General features: G+C 30.4%; 16 protein-coding genes and 1 tRNA gene. 8 read left to right on the forward strand and 9 right to left on the reverse strand.

The genetic code is table 11. The features are described from left to right. The first annotated feature begins 33 nt into the window (after positions 1-33). Together SIB53_RS05630 and SIB53_RS05635 are read left to right on the forward strand one after the other, a co-directional pair. Complete coding sequence (locus SIB53_RS05630; protein WP_413677302.1) at positions 34-501, forward strand: bleomycin hydrolase; 468 nt, start codon at positions 34-36, stop codon at positions 499-501. 62 nt (positions 502-563) lie between these two features. Then, entirely contained in the window at positions 564-1160 is a 597-nt protein-coding gene (locus SIB53_RS05635) for a glycosyltransferase (protein WP_413677303.1), read from the forward strand. Between the two features lie 8 nt (positions 1161-1168). Here SIB53_RS05635 and SIB53_RS05640 read toward each other — a convergent pair whose 3' ends face one another. Continuing rightward, positions 1169-2041, reverse strand: coding sequence for a HEAT repeat domain-containing protein (locus SIB53_RS05640; protein WP_413677304.1), 873 nt, complete (start codon positions 2039-2041; stop codon positions 1169-1171). Positions 2042-2206: 165 nt separating this feature from the next. Between SIB53_RS05640 and SIB53_RS05645 the strand changes: the two genes are divergently transcribed. After that, positions 2207-3514: a HEAT repeat domain-containing protein gene (locus SIB53_RS05645; RefSeq protein ID WP_413677305.1), complete on the forward strand. Its 1308-nt coding sequence runs from the start codon at positions 2207-2209 to the stop codon at positions 3512-3514. A gap of 31 nt (positions 3515-3545) precedes the next feature. On the opposite strand, the gene SIB53_RS05650 is transcribed toward SIB53_RS05645, so the two are convergent. The 4 genes from SIB53_RS05650 to SIB53_RS05665 form a co-directional block, all read right to left on the reverse strand. After that, positions 3546-4145 carry a chromophore lyase CpcT/CpeT gene (locus tag SIB53_RS05650; protein WP_413677306.1) on the reverse strand — a complete coding sequence of 200 codons (600 nt, stop codon included), beginning with the start codon at positions 4143-4145 and terminating at the stop codon, positions 3546-3548. 15 nt (positions 4146-4160) lie between these two features. Further along, on the reverse strand, positions 4161-4694 hold the full coding sequence (locus SIB53_RS05655; RefSeq protein ID WP_413677307.1) for a phycobiliprotein lyase: 534 nt from the start codon (positions 4692-4694) through the stop codon (positions 4161-4163). A gap of 39 nt (positions 4695-4733) precedes the next feature. Further along, a complete protein-coding gene (locus tag SIB53_RS05660) occupies positions 4734-5519 on the reverse strand; it encodes a phycobilisome rod-core linker polypeptide (RefSeq protein ID WP_413677308.1) in 786 nt (261 codons plus the stop codon). Positions 5520-5627: 108 nt separating this feature from the next. After that, complete coding sequence (locus tag SIB53_RS05665; protein ID WP_413677309.1) at positions 5628-6278, reverse strand: TVP38/TMEM64 family protein; 651 nt, start codon at positions 6276-6278, stop codon at positions 5628-5630. 167 nt (positions 6279-6445) lie between these two features. On the opposite strand from SIB53_RS05665, the gene SIB53_RS05670 reads away from it, so the two are divergent. Continuing rightward, positions 6446-7402: a UDP-glucuronic acid decarboxylase family protein gene (locus tag SIB53_RS05670; RefSeq protein WP_413677310.1), complete on the forward strand. Its 957-nt coding sequence runs from the start codon at positions 6446-6448 to the stop codon at positions 7400-7402. An 89-nt stretch (positions 7403-7491) separates the two neighbouring features. Next, the gene (locus tag SIB53_RS05675; RefSeq protein WP_413677311.1) at positions 7492-8538 is read left to right on the forward strand and encodes an NAD-dependent epimerase/dehydratase family protein; all 1047 of its coding nucleotides are present in this window, start codon (positions 7492-7494) and stop codon (positions 8536-8538) included. Between the two features lie 35 nt (positions 8539-8573). Here the strand turns inward: SIB53_RS05675 and SIB53_RS05680 are convergent, their stop codons facing one another. Both SIB53_RS05680 and SIB53_RS05685 read right to left on the reverse strand, forming a co-directional pair. Continuing rightward, a complete protein-coding gene (locus SIB53_RS05680; protein ID WP_413677312.1) occupies positions 8574-8804 on the reverse strand; it encodes a hypothetical protein in 231 nt (76 codons plus the stop codon). 411 nt (positions 8805-9215) lie between these two features. Further along, a complete protein-coding gene (locus SIB53_RS05685; protein ID WP_413677313.1) occupies positions 9216-9383 on the reverse strand; it encodes a photosystem I reaction center subunit XII in 168 nt (55 codons plus the stop codon). A gap of 764 nt (positions 9384-10147) precedes the next feature. On the opposite strand from SIB53_RS05685, the gene SIB53_RS05690 reads away from it, so the two are divergent. Together SIB53_RS05690 and SIB53_RS05695 are read left to right on the forward strand one after the other, a co-directional pair. After that, a complete protein-coding gene (locus SIB53_RS05690; protein WP_413677314.1) occupies positions 10148-12310 on the forward strand; it encodes a tetratricopeptide repeat protein in 2163 nt (720 codons plus the stop codon). Between the two features lie 120 nt (positions 12311-12430). Continuing rightward, a complete protein-coding gene (locus tag SIB53_RS05695) occupies positions 12431-13825 on the forward strand; it encodes a tetratricopeptide repeat protein (protein ID WP_413677315.1) in 1395 nt (464 codons plus the stop codon). 278 nt (positions 13826-14103) lie between these two features. Here the strand turns inward: SIB53_RS05695 and SIB53_RS05700 are convergent, their stop codons facing one another. Then, positions 14104-15096 carry a tetratricopeptide repeat protein gene (locus SIB53_RS05700; protein WP_413677316.1) on the reverse strand — a complete coding sequence of 331 codons (993 nt, stop codon included), beginning with the start codon at positions 15094-15096 and terminating at the stop codon, positions 14104-14106. Between the two features lie 858 nt (positions 15097-15954). Between SIB53_RS05700 and SIB53_RS05705 the strand changes: the two genes are divergently transcribed. Continuing rightward, positions 15955-18651 carry a tetratricopeptide repeat protein gene (locus SIB53_RS05705; RefSeq protein WP_413677317.1) on the forward strand — a complete coding sequence of 899 codons (2697 nt, stop codon included), beginning with the start codon at positions 15955-15957 and terminating at the stop codon, positions 18649-18651. 297 nt (positions 18652-18948) lie between these two features. Here SIB53_RS05705 and SIB53_RS05710 read toward each other — a convergent pair. After that, positions 18949-19024, reverse strand: a tRNA-Phe gene (locus SIB53_RS05710). Between the last annotated feature and the right edge of the window lie 75 nt (positions 19025-19099).

The following is a 19099-nucleotide window of genomic DNA, read 5'->3' on the forward strand; positions in this document are numbered from 1 at the left end:
AAAGCACTTTAAACCAACTCTTATTAAGTCACTATGAAATCGGCAGTTACAACCGTTGTTAGCGCAGCTGATGCAGCTGGAAGATTTCCTAGCATCAGTGATTTTGAGTCTGTGAAAGGTTCTTTTGATAGGGCAAAAGCTCGTCTTGAAGCTGCAGAAAAACTTGCTAGTTGTCTTGATAAATTTACCAATCTTGCCGTTGATGCTGTATATCAAGATGGCTCATATGAGCAGGCTAATAAAGACAAGTGCGTGAGAGATATTCATCATTACTTACGTCTTATTAATTATTGCTTAGTGACTGGTGGAACTGGTCCTTTAGATGAATGGGGAATATCAGGTATGAGAGAAATTATTCGTATCCAGCTACTACCAACAGCTGCATACATAGAAGCGTTTATTTTTATTAGAGATGAAATTAAATTAAATGATGTTATGAGTCAGCAAGCGGAAACGGAATTTAAAGGATTATTGGATTATTTAATCAATGCACTTGCATAAAAAAATAAATTAATTTAATTAAGAAATTTTTTCTGGGTTTTAATTAATCATTTTGAATTATAATGAGTAATTCTTTAGATTTAAATAAATATATAGAACTTTATAAAGATTTTTTGCATCCAAACCCAAATATTAATTCTCAAGCATTTTTGATTCTAAGAAAAGAATTTGAAGTTAAATTTATGGATAATCTTTTAGCTAATCTTCAGGAAGAAGATTTATTTATAAGAAGAAAATCAATATTGGCTTTGGGGATGTTTGGAGAAAAGATTTTAAAGTCAATCGTTCAATTATATATGGATACTAAGAATACAAATGTTAAACTTAGCTGCCTTAAAACGATGATTAAAGTTGTCGTTAATTTTAATTTAGAGGAATTAAATCAGGAGCAGATGTTAGTGGTAGATTTAGCACTTAGAGAAGGCACGCCTGAAATAATATTGACTGTAATATCTCTTTTGAGGCAATTAGGTGGAACTGGAAAAAATATTTTGATAAAAGCTTGTAGAAATAAAGACTTGTTAATAGCTAAAGCTTCTATTAGCGCTCTTTTAGAAATGAAAGATCAGAATATTGATGATTTATTTGATGAATTATTAAATGATAATTCTATCGATCCAATGATTAAAGAAGATATTTTAAGAGATAAAATTATTTAAAGTTTTTATTATTTTTTAATTCTTAGAGTTGTTAATTTTTTTATAGCTAATTGAATTATTTTTATAACATTTTTATCCTGCTCAATCTTAAGTAGATCTTTAAGAGGGCTTATGGCTTCGTTAATATTAAGTTGCATCAAAGACAATACAGAAGCTTTTCTAATATTTGGATTTTTGTTTTTTAATTTTGATATTAAGTTAGGAATTAATGATTCTATTCTATATAATTTACCAACTAATTTAATAGCTTCAATCTGAACATTTTCAGAAGTATCATTAATCGCACTTTCTACTAACTTAATTGCTTCTTGGTCTTGAGACTGTCTAATGTGTTGTTCAAGTGCTGAAATTGCAGCAGATTTAACATTGGTGTTCTTTGACTTAGCTGCTCTCTTTATTGCATTTGCTGCTTTGGCACCTATGAATTCTAAACACCATGCAGCAAGACCATATTGCACCTCTGTATGTTCTGGATTATCTAAGACAATAATTAGATGACTCACAGCAGCCTCCCCGAAAATCGCAATTGCACCAGCTGAGGAGAATTGCACTACAGAATCTGAATCATTGGTTAGTGCATGTATTAAATGAGGTAAAGCTGCTGGATCTCCAACTAGTTTTAAAGTCTTGGCTGCGGCTCTTCTCTGTACTACGTTTTTACTAGTCAGAAGAGCATCAATTAACATAGGTAAAGCAGCTGTACCTACTTGAGCTAATGCTTCTGAATGATTTCTTCTAACTAAACCATTTTCATCTTCAAGACCTTTGATTAACAACTTGATTTCCTCTTCACTTAATTCTTGATTAACCCTTATGCTCTGTTTACATCCTTTGTTGCTTTCTTTTTTATCTTTTAGTTTACTTTTCGAGTAATTATCCACTGTTTATTATCCTTTTGAAAGCTTATTATATAACCTTGATTACAGTATTTGCTATAATCTTATGAAATGTATTTTCATAAATAAGATCCTTTCATATTCGGCATGAAATGCATGCTGAATTTAATGCTTTCATCTTATCTAGAAATATAGATTCTTATATTCAAAGTGCAATCCAATCCATTTAATAATCTACCTAAAATCAATAAAATAGATGCTATAAATATTCTTAGGAAACCAGTTTCTGAAGTTAATCTTTTAGCCGATTATTATAAAGCTGTTTTCCACTTGGTAAATTTTCCTTGTGAAGAATCAGAAACGGTACTTCTTGACTTTATTAAATATGACTGTGAAAAACTTGAATATAAGATAGCGAAAAGAAAAGCCATAGAGATACTTGCTATTTTTGATTGTAAAAAAGCTATTCCAATTATTGCAGACTTTCTAAAAAGTGATGATAATTATCTTGTTGAAACTGCTATTTGGTCATTAGGAGAACTTAAATGTAATGATATTGATATTATTAACAATATATGTTCAATATTATATAAGCAATTTAATAATAAAAGAGTAGTAATACAAACATTAACTAATTTAGGAGTTAAAAATGAAATAGATAAGATTAGATCATTATCAAGAGATCATCAATCCTCTAATGGAGTTAAAGGTGCCGCTCTCGCGGCATTAATAAAACTTGCTGGAGAAGAGGATAAACTAAGTGATCTGAAGAATTTCTTGAGACTATCTAATCAAAATGATAGACACTGTGCAGTCCAAGATATTATAAACGCTGGCCACTTATCTGTTTTACCTTATTTAATCTATGCCCCAATCTCTCCATCATTTAAATTAAAGGCTATGGACTCTCTTTGGATTGATGAAATAGTATGTTGGAAAAATATAAATATAATTGATTTACTTGACTCTGTTATTCTAGATGATCCCAAAACAATAAATACCATAGATATTAAAGATTTTAAGAATGATTTAAATTTTTTAATAGAGCAACTCTTTCATACAGACTTTAATAGATGTTATCGATCAATGATAGAATTGGAAAAATTTCCTTCAGACAAAATTTTATATTACTTGAATAATAATTGGGATAAAGCTAAATCAGATTATGGAGCACTATATTTCTTTATTAATGCATATAAACTACTATTAAATAAGAAATTCTATGATAAATCAATTTTAGATAAAGTAGATTTTTTATTATCTGATAATTGGCCTAATTATATTAAATTCAAGTCTTCAGCAATACAAGTATTAGGCTATTTAGATGATGCTAAATTCTATAATAATATAAATCAATTTTCAGATGAGATGATCACACCATATTGGAAAAATAGATATGCAGTTTTACTTGTATTAGAAACTAAGCAAATTGATATTAAAAAAGACTTAGTTAAATTATTTTTGAAAGATAGCCATAGATTTGTCAGATTAAAAGCAAGAGAAATTAGTTTGGCTTGAATTCCTTTTGGTATAATAAAATAATCATTTTTCATCTCCAATTACTGTCAATAAAACAATCAAAATTATCTATTTTTTTAAATATTAATGGCCCAAAGTTTGATCCCCAAACTTTTTTATCAGTTAGAACTTCATGTCCAGAGTCTTCAGTGATAAGAACTTTTTTATTTAATATTACTTCACTTTTTACATAAGTTAGTTCTTCCCCATTTTGTATATAGCATTTTTCTCCTGGCTCAATATTGCCTGAGAAGTTTCCTGCCTTTGTTTCTCTAAAATGCATAGAACATCCAGACTTTTTAGATAATTTATGCTTAGATATATTATCTAAAAGAGATATATCTAAAGCACCACCAGTGAATCTTTCTTTGTTTTCAATATTATAGTTACTTAAAATGAAAGTTTCTTTTTCTTGAGATAATTTATTTATACATTGTCTATATGGATTCCATATATCATGTTGATATCTTTGTTCAGAATAAAATGCAAAGCATTTATAAGTTTTAAAAAATAATGGCCTAATATGTATTTGAAAATGAGCAAACTTTCTTGGATTATCTAAAGCTTGTTCCTTATTGCTATATATGCCTGAAATTATCTTAGAGAATTCTAATATATCTTTGTTTTTCATCTTGTAAGATATAGCTTACTGTTTACAAAAACGAATTTCTGATGCATAAGAAGTTTGTAAAATAGCTAATGAATTTATAGCTCTTGTAACCGAAGATCTACTCCGTAAATTATTTGAGACAAACCAAATCCTTTCTTCTGTGCAAACATTATTATAGCTTGAATTAATAATTAAAGTTCCATCATCAAGAATCTTATATAACGATATTACTTGTATCTCTTCAGTGTAACCAACGCTCCTAACTATTTTACCTTTTGTTCTAGAAAACTCTATTGGAATGAGTATACTTTCTCCAGACATCTTTTCTTTTTGACTCTCTTCTCCCCATTCACTTTTTGCTTCCCAACTTATTAGGAATGCTTTATTTACTTCATTATTATTTATTAAATTATCTTTTAATAGTTTAATAACTCTAGAATCGGTTTTTTTAGTAGGAATTATTGTTATTCTACTTCTTATTTCTTCAAATTCTTGAAAGGCTAGTGAATGCCCGCTTCTCATTGAGTTCCATTCCCCAACGCTCTTTAAGAAAAATTCCTCAATATTCATCTACTTTATTGAAATTGGTAACAATTTATTTGTAGAAAATTAAATGAATTTACAAATGTCACTTGTTGCAAAAGCTTTTGTTATTAATGAAGTTTCTAGAAAACTTTTTGTTTTAAAACCAATTGGAGAGTTCCAAGATCTAACGTATGGAATTATATCGTCACCAAAAACTTTATTATATTCATCAGAATCTATTAGAAAATCAATGTGAGCTTCAAAACCTAGTTCATTTATAATATTTGAACTTTGCGTTACTTCGAGTTGACTTTTGATAGGCCTTCCAAGAATATGCTTATATCTTAGCTTGATAGATTTATATTGGCTAATACTATCAAAATAGAAATGTCTATAAATAGTTGATTTGCAAACTTTCCTTGTGAACTCTCTTACTGTAATATCTCCATTTCTTAGTTTCCTTTCCATATCAATTGGGCGCTCCGACTCCATTAAAGATACGTTGCCAAATATGTTTTTATATAATGCCGTTATTGCTATAACTAATGCATCATCATCATTAGGAACAAATTCCTTGATTTGAAGCAGATTTATGTCATTGGTATTTTGTATTTTATAGTTATAAGTATTTATCTTATCTCGCTTGTATGTGCTCATAACATTGTTGTTTAGAAGGCTAGAGCTTAATTTAGGTTTTGTAGTAGATGTTGTAGTGAATTTATCTTTTTGACCTGGCATCGATGCACCTCTAATATGTAAATTATATTGTATTTTATTACTTCCAGATATCCTGCTTTTATTGTATTTAATCGGTTCTTTATTAATAGTTTCTGCTCCTATTCTTAATGCTTTAAATGGAATTGATATCATATGATTAATTTGTACTAATTAATTTTAACAATATAAGCAGGCTAAATATAAATTTTGTGTATTTAATTATCTTTATTATTTGATTTCTTAATATTATTTATGATTCCCTCAGCTTTTCCCTTGAGTTAAGGAAACCTTCTTTTTAATTAAACCTGTAATAACAGCAAGCCCAAACATACCAACCATAGCAAATACTATATATACCGAATCAGCTAAACCTGCACCTATTGCAACTGCTACAGCGTCAAAAATCACAAGACAAAGAAGTAAGGCAGATGAAAATATCCTCCACTTTGTGCCGCCTAATCCGAGGCCGTAACTGAGGAAATCAAAAAGTCCAGTCATAAGTACGCCAGTCATTAGGAAAAAATTTCCTTCTAATTGATTTTGATTGAAACTTTCAATTCTTTTCATTGCTTTTATCCCTACCAAGCGTCTCACGGGTTCACGCCCTAAATTTCTAGCAATTAGAAATGCAACTTGGCAAGAGATAAAGTCAGCTAAGAATATAGTTAAGTAGGCAGTTTTAAAATCTAGTACGCTTCCAGCAAGAATTGCATATGGGAGATTCGATATAACAGGAAAGATACTACTAATACCTCTAAGAATAAATATTCCTAATGGTGCCCATATACCCATTCCTAAAACAATTTGATTTATCTGTTCTTTCCATTCGATTACAATAAAGTAATAAAGGAGAACAGCTGAAAGTACGCAAAGGGTAATCAGAAGGAACTTTCTTAATTTTTCTTTTATCAAAGTGAACTCCTGGCTAACGATGATTAGCTCTTTAAAGATTTATAATGTAATTATCCTATTCAAAATGTGTTTATTTTAATTAATCCATAAAGATTTACGTGAAAGTAATTCATCAATATCATGTTTTTTGAAAGATACTAAAATAAATTATTAAAGCTTGAATTCTGATGTCCGCTTCTCCTGTAAGAAATTTGATTACTGGAGGCGCTGGCTTTGTAGGTTCTCATTTGGTTGATCGATTAATGAAATCTGGAGAAAAAGTTATATGCCTGGATAATTTTTTTACTGGGAGTAAAGAAAATATTGAATGTTGGATTGGGCATCCATCTTTTGAGCTCCTACATCATGACGTTACCGAGTCAATCAGACTTGATGTTGATAGGATTTGGCATTTAGCTTGTCCAGCTTCTCCAATCCATTATCAATTTAACCCTATTAAAACTGCTAAAACTAGTTTTCTGGGAACTTACAATATGCTGGGATTAGCAAGAAGAGTTGGAGCTAGAATATTATTCGCAAGTACTAGTGAAGTTTATGGAAATCCAGAAATACATCCTCAACCGGAGAGATATAATGGCAATGTGAATCCTATAGGAATTCGCAGTTGCTACGATGAGGGTAAACGTGTTGCTGAATCATTGTGTTATGACTATATGCGAATACATGATATAGAGATAAGAATTGCCAGAATATTTAATACCTATGGTCCTAGAATGTTATTAAATGATGGAAGACTAATTAGCAACTTATTAGTTCAATCAATTAACGGAGAGGACTTAACTATTTATGGAAATGGGACTCAAACCCGAAGCTTTTGTTTTATTGATGACTTGATAGACAGTTTGATTTTACTTATGAATTCTTTATATATAGGACCTATAAATTTAGGTAATCCTGAGGAATTATCTATTCTTCAAATAGCTAATTTAATAAGAAATAATTCCATTAAAAAAGTAAATTTGAAGTTTTTAAAAGAATTAGAAGATGACCCTTTGAGAAGGAAACCGTCGATTGATCTTGCACTAAAAGAATTAAATTGGAAACCCAAAATAATGTTTAATGAAGGATTAGCAATTACAAGAGAGTATTTTAAAAAGAAATTAAACTTTGAAAAAACTAATTAGGTAATGAAAGTGTATTTATTTAAAAGTTAATAAATATGATATTATGATGTCCATGAAATTAATTATTTTTTGTAAATCATAATAAAATCATGAATTCAAAGAAAAATAGTGAGACAATTTTTGTAACAGGTGCAGCAGGTTTTATTGGTGCAGCTTTAGTAAAAGCTCTTCTTACTTTGGGTTTTAAAGTTATTGGTATTGATAACTTAAATGATTATTATTCTACTTCATTAAAAAGATCTAGATTAACTGAAATTGAAAAGGTTTCCAGAGAAAATGGAGAATGGTTTTTTTATGAGATTACGATAGAAGATAAAAAAGTATTGTTAGATCTAATTAATAGATATGAGCCACAAATTTTTGTGCATCTTGCAGCCCAAGCGGGTGTTAGGTATTCAATAACTAATCCTTCTGCATATATTCAAAGTAATTTAGTAGGTTTTGCAAATGTACTTGAAGGATGCAGGAAGAATAAGATTACTCATTTAATTTATGCATCTAGCAGTTCTGTTTATGGTGGCAATAAAAATCTCCCCTTCTATGAAGAACAAGCAGTAAATCATCCCGTAAGTTTGTATGCGGCGACTAAGAAAGCTAATGAATTAATGGCTCACACCTATAGCCACTTATATAATTTACCGACAACTGGTCTTAGATTCTTTACAGTTTATGGCCCATGGGGAAGGCCAGATATGGCTCCAATGATTTTTGCAAGATCAATTTTAAAAAATCAGCCAATTAAAGTATTTAACTATGGTGAAATGAAGAGGGATTTTACTTACATTGATGATGTAGTGGAGGGTATAATTCGTTGTTGCTTCAAGAAAGCAAGTATAGATGATAGCTTCAATCCGCTTATGCCTAACCCTTCAACTTCATCTGCCCCTTATAGGATTTTTAATTTAGGTAATTCACATCCAATTCCTCTCACATATTTTATAGAGTTATTAGAGAAGAATTTAGGAAAGAAAGCTATAAAGAATTTTCAACCTTTGCAGCAAGGAGACGTGGTTTCAACTGCTGCCAAGATGGACTTGCTTAATTCATGGGTAGAATACAAACCAACAACCTCCATAGAGAATGGTATTAAATTGTTTTCGGAATGGTATTTAGATTATTTTAAAAACACTTCTTGAAAGATGGTTTTGATTTTTTATGATTATTTTTGAACCTAGGTTAGTCCTAATAATTTAATTCTGAAGCGAGCAATATTTTTTGATTGGATTGGATTTTCAATTAGAAAAGGGTGAGTTTTAATCTTCTCAAGGGTTATTTCAATTTTCTCATCTATTTTAATATCTTTATTATTTCCTAGATCACAATCCTTCCATGCCAGATCAAATGCCATTGCAAAACTATCAGCATTATTATATGAATTTCCATTCGATGGTTCTAAATTCATAAGAATAGAATCAAATTTTTAACTGAGTTTAACTCCTTAATGGGATAATAAAAATGTCCAAGTCTTTATAATTTATTTAAGCAATTTTTATTTTGGTCGATGAAACCTCTCTCATTAGGATCTTTTTCATTATCTAACTAATCAATTTGCTGATAAATGATTTAAAAACCAACATAAATAATGATTTTTGTTTAAAATATGTTTGATAAGCAACTATTAATTTTGCCAGATATTAACGATCTTTTAGTTTTACTTATTATTGTATTCATTTTTATTGTCAATTTTTTTCAAAGAAGTAGAAAGTAGAATAACGATATTTTTATTAAAGATTTAAAAAGCATAATCTTCTAGTTGTTGAAAAATATCAACTTAAGTACAAAGATTGAATATTTAATTGTCCTGCTTTCAAAACTACGAATCTCTAAGAGTTGTTCCCAGTCTTAAAGCTAAAACCCCTGCAAAAATTACCATTAGAAAAGATATACCTGCAAGATCAGGTGAATTTATACCTAGACCTGAGGAGAAATCTACTTTGGATAGATCAAATGTACTTTGAACTCCTAGTAAAAGGTTCATCATCTCATTACTACTAATTTAATTTATGCTAACTCAAGATTGAAATGATCTTTTGTTTTTGAGCTTGTAGCATCAACTCTTATGCAGTTTTGTAATAATTGGGATTAATTGACTCAACTTCAATTAGTTCGTCTTTAACAATAGGTTCCCATATCACTTGAATTACGTCTTGTTTCTTTCAGACCCACTCTTTTGGGTCACTTCTTTCTCTTGCAGGCCTGACTTTCTCCAGACCAAAAATGTTACTTCTTTTAGTCATCAAAAAGCATCTTCTTAGAGGTGTTTCAATATTCAAATAATCTAATTTGAATGATGCCAGGACCTACCAATTCCTGAGCGAGTGTATTAAGCCAAGAGCAGAAAACTCAATATTTGCTATGAATGGATACTAAAAGGCACGAATTAAGGGATTTATAAAAAACTTTTATAAACTTCAAGACTGCTATCTTCTTGAGAAGTTATTTTTGTTTGATATTTTTAGTGATTGCTATGGAAGTTCTGGGGACTTTTTCACCTCAGAAGTTCCATGGGAGTGGATAAGTGGTTAGTATTCATTAGATAAGTTCTAAGTTCTTTTGATGAAAAGACTTATTAATGAAGATCATTCAATGGGAGGCAAGTACTTAAATCATTAGCGATGGAATTTTTGCTTAAAGATTCAATTCAATAGATCTTTAAGCAACTTCAGGTGATCATCCAATTTCAGGTGCACGCCTCTCTTAAGTAGTAAAATTGGAAGGTTAGAAGAAAAGAAAAGAGAATATAAGATGGATAGATCTAGTCATGATTTAGAAGGGAAGAAAAGACTTACTGAAGTCAATACATTTCCAGTTCCATTTCCTTTAGAGGAAAATCAAGAAAAAATTAGTATTATTACAAATACTTCTTCGAAACCTTTTAAACAGCAAATAATAAATCAAGCATTTAAGTTTCATTCAGAAGGAAAAATTTTAGAAGCAGCAAAATATTATCAATATTCTATAAACCAAGGTTTCAAAGATCACAGGCTTTTTTCTAATTATGCAAGCATATTGAACGATCTTGGCAAGCTAGAAGAGGCAGAATTATCTATTCGCAAAGCAATTAAAATTAAACCTGATTTCGCAGCAGCACATTCCAATCTAGGAAATATATTGAGAGATCTTGGCAAGCTAGAAGAGGCAGAATTATCCATTCGCAAAGCAGTTGAACTGAATCCTGAATTCGCTGATGCACATTCCAATCTAGGAAATATATTGAGAGATCTTGGCAAGTTAGAAGAGGCAGAATTATCCACTCGCAAAGCAGTTGAACTAAATCCTAATTTCGCAATGGCGCATTCCAATCTAGGAAATATATTGAGAGATCTTGGCAAGTTAGAAGAGGCAGAATTATCCACTCGCAAAGCAGTTGAACTAAATCCTAATTTCGCAATGGCGCATTCCAATCTAGGAAATATATTGAGAGATCTTGGCAAGTTAAAAGAGGCAGAATTATCCACTCGCAAAGCAGTTAAACTAAATCCTAATCATGCAATCGCCAATTTAAATCTAGGAAACATATTGAGAGATCTTGACAAGTTAAAAGAGGCAGAATTATTCACTCGCAAAGCAATTGATCTGAATCCTGAATTCGCTGATGCTCATTCCAATCTAGGAAATATATTGAGAGATCTTGGCAAGTTAGAAGAGGCAGAATTATCCACTCGCAAAGCAGTTGAACTAAATCCTAAGCATGCAATCGCTAATTTAAGTCTAGGAAACATATTGAGAGATCTTGACAAGTTAAAAGAGGCAGAATTATTCACTCGCAAAGCAATTGATCTGAATCCTGAATTCGCTGATGCTCATTCCAATTTGGGAAATATATATAAAGCTCTTGGTAAGTTAGAAGAAGCAGAATCTTTATACCGCAAAGCAATTGAACTTAATCCTCAATACCTAATAGCATATTTAAATCTATCGCGTCTAAAATACTCTAAAACTAATAATAAAATATGGCAGGATAACCTCTTTTCCAAAAGGATCTTAAATAACCAATTACAAAAAGATAAAGTTGATATTTACTTCGCAAGAGCAAATATTCTTCATAAGGAAAGAAAATATGAAGAAAGTTCTAGATACCTTATTTTGGCGAATAAATTAAAACTTATTCTTTACCCATCTAAAGCAGATATTTTAATCAAAAAATCTAAAGTATTACTTATTGAATCTGAGAAAAAAGAAATTAATAAAAAAGAATACCGAAATCCTTCTGAGAGTATTTTTATTGTAGGAATGCTTAGAAGTGGTTCTACATTGTTGGAATCAATTCTTAGTATGAGCGACGATGTATATGATCTAGGTGAAATTAATATTCTAGAGGAATCATTCCTAGAGTTTAAGAAGTCTAAAAAAGATTTAAATCTTGCTGAACTATATGTAGAAAAAGTAAATAATAAGACCAAATTTAATAATACAACTAATAAATGGTTATACAACTACCAATACGTAGGTATTATTTCTCGGTATATACCAAACGCAAAAATTATTCATTGTTTTCGACATCCTTTAGATAACATTCTCTCAATTTATAGAGCACATTTTGCTAAAGGAAATGAATATTCCTCTTCCTTAGTTGATTGCGCAAATGTTTATTTAAATCAAGAGAAAATAATGGCAGAATATAAAAATAGATTTAAATCAAAAATATATGATTTGAATTATGACTTATTAGTCAGTAATCCACATAAAGAAATTAAATCCTTGATCTCTTGGTTAGGTTGGGAGTGGGACGATAAATATCTATCACCTCACCTCAATCCACGCTCAGTATCTACAGCAAGCAGTGTTCAAGTTCGTTCCCCAATTAATTCAAAATCAATTGGTGGATGGAAGCACTACAAAGATATGCTGAAACCTGCTATTCAAGTCCTTACTCAAACGGATAAATATGAAGACATAACCTCCTAAAACCAACTCAAAAAGGAGGGCAAAGGTTGAAGAAAAGCATCCCAACACTTCTTTTTATAACCAAGCTCTGATAACCAAATAAAAGCCTGATAGATTAACGAAGTACTTGGCTTGACAGACTTGGAAGCAACTATAGAAATAGCTAAATCTGTTTTTAAACAAAATAAATATCAAGAAACAATTGATACCTGTAAAAAAATATTAGCTACCAAAAAAAACTCACTCGAAGCTATAAAATTAATCGCAAAAGCTTTTACAAAATTAAAAAAGATAGATGATGCTCGGTTATATTTAAATCAAGCGCTAAAAATTAAACCTGATGATTATGAAGTGATTAAAGATCTAGGTAATACATATCACGCTATTGGAGATATTAATACTGCTAAAAAGCTTTATCAAAAAGCAATATCATTTAATAATAATTATGCTCAAGCATTAACGAATCTTGGAAGTATTGAACTAATTATAGGTAATAAGCAAGAAGCATTATCTTTACTCATCAAAGCTGCTGAATCTGATCCTCAACTTTCTTCTGCTTGGACAAATCTAGCCAATGGATATTTTGAACTAGGAAAGAAGCAAGAAGCTGAAACTTCCTGCCGTAAAGCAATTGAACTCAATCCCTATATCTTTAAGCCTTATTTACTCCATGGAGCAATTCTCTTTGAGCAAAATAAACTACAAGAAGCAGAACAGCCCCTTCTCAAAGCAATAGAACTCAATCCAAATATTTTTAATTCTCATTTCCTTCTTGGAACAATCCTCCTTATGCTAAATAGACATCAAGAAGCAGAAAAATACCTTCTCAAAGCAATTGAACTTAATCCTGATTCCGCAGATGCACATTCCAATATGGGAATCATATTAAAAGATCTTGGTAAATTACAAGAAGCAGAAAACTCATACCGCAAAGCAATTGAACTTAATCCTGATTTAGTAGACGCTAATCTCAACCTGGGGGCTGTGTTAAAAGACCTAGGGAAATTACAAGAAGCAGAAATATGTACTTGCAAAGCAATTGAACTTAATCCTGACTCCGCGGAGGCGCACTTCAATTTGGGAAAAATATTCAAAGATATTGGAAACTTACAAGAAGCAGAGGTATCAATTCGAAAAGCGATTGAAATCAAACCTGATTTCGCAGAAGCTTATTCTAATCTGGGTAGCATATTGAGTAACCTTGGAAAATTACAAGACGCAGAATTATCTACTCGCAAAGCAATTGAAATCAAGCCTGATTTCATAGAAGCCCTTTCCAATCTGGCTATCATATTGAAAGATCTTGGAAATATACAAGAAGCAAAATTATCAGTTCTTCATGCGATTAAAATTAAACCTGATTTAGCAAATTCTCATTATACACTTAGCATTTTATATAGTGAAGAAAATGATTATGAAAAAGCATATAAAGAAATCAATTTGGCAATTAAATATGATTCTAAAAATCATATTTATCGAGGAGAGTTAGCTCGTTTAAAATTTATCATTGATGAATACGATAACGAAAATTATTAAACTAATCAACCTTGAAGTCAAAAAAATAAGCATAACAAAAATAGAGATTTATTACTCTTTCATTTAGTAACTGGTAAAAACTACTCAAAAGCTTTTGAAAAATTTCAAGCCAGCCAATTAATGAAAATTTGCATTTGAGATTTAAAAGACCTGATATAAAATTTATCTTCCACTAAAGAAGAGGAAGAAAGGTAGCTCTTTTACACTTACTTTATGAAAAAATGAACAGCTAATTCGATTTCAAAAAAGAATTTGAATCTAAGACTCAATTAGTTCTTTTAATTGCTTTCATCCCATGAGTTAGTCGGTCTATAGGAAGCAAATCTCGGTATTTTTTGCCAATTAGAGTTAAATACATTAGGCATACCTGACTTCTTAATTAAAAGACTTGTAGAAGCAACATGATCATCAACAGGTTTAATACCAAAAAATGGTATCTCATAATAACCAACTGATCTCAAAATATTTATACTATTTCTATACCATTCAGCATTGTCATGAAAAATAATACCTTTATAATTTTTATTTGCCAAAATTTGTGATACTTTAGCTCTATTTTCAGCGCAATCTATCAATATTACATCGAAATTATCAGTGTTAATTTTCTGAAGAGAAGAAGAAATAGAATCTGTTTGATATAAATTTACTGATGATGGAACTTTTTGAATTAACTGATTATACCACTCTGAATTAGTTTCATAGGAAGTAACAGATTTAAAAAATTTTGAGAAATATAATGTTGATCCACCACTACCAAGTTCAAGTAAATTAGAATTAGACCAAGATTGGGTTTCAAACCAATTAAGAAAAGTATTAGTTAAAAGAGGCATTGGATTATCACTAACCTCTATGATCTCACCATGTGTAGAATCAAAAATTCCTAAATTCTCTAGATATCTATAGAAAAAATCTAATTTTCTTTTGGGGTTTAATTGTAAGGCCAGACTATTTAATTGATCACTTGACTCATAGTTGTACTTGACAGATTCAAAAAATGATCGCGCTTCAGTAATCTTTCCAAGGCACATTAAAGACTTTATGTATCCTTGTAAATATTCAAAATTTTTAGGCTCTTCCCTCAAGCAAAAAGATAAAAAACTTGCAGCCTCATCAAATCTACCAATCTTAGATAAGATGATTCCAATATTATAGTTTGCCACAGAATTATTAAATTCAACCTTCAAAATATTTTTAAATATTTTCAAGGCCTCATCGAATTTCTCTTCCTTTGCGCAACTTATTCCTTTTTTTAGATCTTCTTCAATAGACATAGTCTTTCAATTATTTCGTTTCTACGATGATAAAATGCTAATAATATAAATTGACTATATTTATATTTATATTTATATTTATATCATTAAATATTCTAAATTTGATAAAATCCATCTATAGAATCAATGATTTAAACGATAACTGATCTTTAGTAAATACATTTATAAGAAATATTTCCCAGAAGATATGAAGCAAGCAAACTTAAAAATTTGTCAAAGTTTAAGAAAAATATTCCAATACCTTCAGAGGTATGTATTTATTCTGGGTTTCTAAAATGACTACCTGACTATATAGAGAGCATATAAGTTTTGAGGTTTGTTTAGTAAATAAATAAGGAATATAGTTTTTATTTATACACAGAAAATACTTTTTTATATTTATCCCGACCTCTTTACGATTACTTTTATGCAAGTAGTGGAAGTAATAATTTATTGATCTGATAAGGCACGCTTCCATACCGTTTTAATAGATACTTGATTTATGTCTTTAGGAACTTAAAACCCTGAGAACGCAGTTATATGTTGTTTTTGCTCTTAAAAAAGCACCTTCCGCTGCTTAATTGATGGTGCCAAGGCCTAGATTTGAACAGGGTACGAAGGGTGGGAAGCATGAGCGAATAAAAAAAGAACCATAAGAAAACCTGTTCCAATTAAGAATAGAAAAGATGGCAGAAAAAGACTTACCAAAGAAGTTCATTCAAGGAGAAATAAGAGGTCAAATTATTAGCATTGGAATTCTTGCAGAAAGATTCTGGTCAATAGATCTTTAAGCAACTTTAGGACAACAACCAATTTCAAGAATTCGCTTGTCTTTAGTAGTAAAATCGGAAGGAAAAAAGAGATCAAAGATAAGAGAAGATGGATGGTTCTATTCAAGATGAAGAAGAAAAGAAGAAAAATTCTGAAGTTAAAACATTCCCAGTTCCATTTTCTTTAGGAGAAAATCAAAAAAATATTACTTTTAATAAAAATACTCCTTCTATATCTTCTAAAGAACAAATAATTGATCAAGCATTCAAGTTTCATTCAGAAGGAAACACTCTAGAAGCAGCAAAACATTATCAACGGTTTATAAATCAAGGTTTCAATGATTACAGAGTCTTTTCTAATTATGGAACAATTTTACAAAACTTAGGACGACTACAAGAAGCAGAATTTTCATACCGAAAAGCAATAGAAATCAAACCTGATTTCGCAGAGGCTCATTACAATCTTGGAATCATATTGAATGATCTTGGTAAATTAAATGAAGTAGAATTTTCATACCGAAAAGCAATAGAAATCAAACCTGATTTCGCAGAGGCGCATTACAATCTGGGAAATGTATTGAGAGATCTTGGCAAATTAAAAGACGCAGAATTATCCACTCGTAAAGCAATAGAAATCAAACCTGATTACGCAGATGTGCATTTTAATCTTGGAATCATATTGAATGATCTTGGTCAATTAAAAGACGCAGAATTATCCACTCGTAAAGCAATAGAAATCAAACCTGATTTCGCAGAGGCTCATTACAATCTGGGAAATGTATTGAGAGATCTTGGTAAATCAAAAGAAGCAGAGTTGTCATATTGCAAAGCAATAGAAATCAAACCTGATTTCGCTGATGCGCATTCAAATCTAGGAAGCATATTGAGTGATCTTGGCAAATTAAAGCAAGCAGAATTATCCACTCGTAAAGCAATAGAAATCAAACCTGATTTCGCAGAGGCGTATTACAATCTGGGAAATGTATTGAGAGATCTTTGCAAATTAAAAGAAGCAGAGTTGTCATATTGCAAAGCAATAGAAATCAAACCTGATTTCGCTGATGCGCATTCAAATCTAGGAAGCATATTGAGTGATCTTGGCAAATTAAAGCAAGCAGAATTTTCATACCGCAAAGCAATTGAAACTAAACCTGATTATGCAGAGGCACATTCAAACTTGGGAACTGTATTAATAGATCTTGGTAAATTTCAAGAAGCATTTGATTCTTATCTAAAAGCAATTGATATCAATCCAAAACTTTCTAATATTTATCCCTTAATAACAAGATTGCTAAAAGTTTCAGATCCATCCCAATTCAATAAATCAAAATTAAAATATATAATAAATCTTCTGCTAGAAAAGAATGATATTTCTCATCAAGAATTATTCAATGTATTTAACTTTTTATATAGCAATGAATTAATCAATAATCTAGAAAAATTAGATTTAAACTTCTCTGGAATCGAATTAATTATCAATAATAAAGTCATAATTAATGCACTTAGAAAAATTATATTTCGTGATCTTAAGTTGGAGCAAATTCTAACTAAAGCAAGAAAAAATATATGCCATCGTATCGCTAAAAATATAAAGACTATTAATTACCCTGAATTACAATTTATTATTGCCCTAGGAGAACAATGCTTCCTTAATGAATATATTTACTCACGAACAGAAGAAGAAAATGTATCCCTTAGTATAATCATCAAAAGATGTAAAGATATTGAATTAAATGAAACAAATATATCAATTTTAGCTTGTTATTTTCCTCTGTATAAACTTCTTGATAAAATACCATCCTTAAAATCTTTTAATTCTCCTAATAAAAGTTTCGCTGAATTGATTGAATTACAAATATTAGAACCCCTAAAAGAAATTGACTTGTCAAAAAAGATAAAAACACTAGGTAAAATTGGTGATAATACATCTCAAAAAGTAAAATCTCAATATGAAGAAAATCCATACCCTAGATGGCGATATGGAGATCCTTTCAAAGAAGGAAAGTTATCTATTGCGCAAGCAATTAATAATGAAATCAAACCTAACTCTATAAGTAAAACTATAAATAATAATCAATTGAAAATACTGATTGCAGGATGTGGTACGGGTAATCAAATCTTACAAACACAAAGATATAAGGATGCTCAAATAACTGCTATAGATTTAAGTTTATCTAGTCTTGCTTATGCTCAAAGAAAAATAAATGAACTTGAAATTTATAATGTTGAACTAATTCAAATGGATATCTTAGAAGTTGCATTACTGGAAATAAAATTTGACATTATTGAATGTGGAGGTGTTTTACACCATATGAAAAATCCCTCACAAGGGTTAAAAGTATTAGTAGATGTTTTAAAAAATAATGGATTCCTTAAATTAGGTTTATATAGTGAGATAGCAAGACAAAATATTATTTCGGCAAGAAAATTTATTAGTGACAACAAACTACAATCTAATAAGGATTATATTCGTGATTTCAGAGACACTATTTTTTCTGGAAAAATACCAGAATTAAACTCTCTATTAAAGAGTCGTGATTTATATACACTTTCTTCCTGTCGTGATCTTTGCTTTCACACACAGGAACACAGATTCACAATTAACCAACTACAGGACATGCTTCACGCTAATGAATTAAAGTTTCTTGGATTCTTACTTCAACAACCAGTTAAATCTCTGTATCAGGAATATTTCCAAGAAGATAAGAAACAAACGAACTTACAAAACTGGGCAAAGTTTGAAGAACAACATCCCAAGACCTTCGTAGGTATGTATCAGTTCTGGGTTTCTAAAATTTCTATTTGAATATGCAAAAGTATTTAAGTTTTATGGTTTGGTTAGGAAATAAATAAGGAACGTAGTTATTGTAGTTATTGGATATATCTGAAACTGATTTTTGTATATTTCTTCCGACTTCTTTGCTCTTAGTCGTATGGAATTAGTGACAGTAATAACTCATTTGTTTGGGAGGGCAATGTTCCATACCACTTCCATACCGTTTTTAACACATACTCGTTTAGTGCGTAGATGAACTAAAAACTCTTGAAAAGCAATTATATGGTGTTTTTGGCATTAAAAAAGCACCTGTAAGGTGCTTAATAATGGTGCCAGGACCCAGATTTGAACTGGGGACACGGCGATTTTCAGTCGCCTGCTCTACCAACTGAGCTATCCCGGCTTTAACTTATATAATCTACCAATTCATAAGTACCTTATTGAAAAATAAATTGAAATCTCCTTAATTCTCCTCTTT

Source organism: Prochlorococcus sp. MIT 0916 (assembly GCF_047305155.1).
Lineage (GTDB): Bacteria > Cyanobacteriota > Cyanobacteriia > PCC-6307 > Cyanobiaceae > Prochlorococcus_B.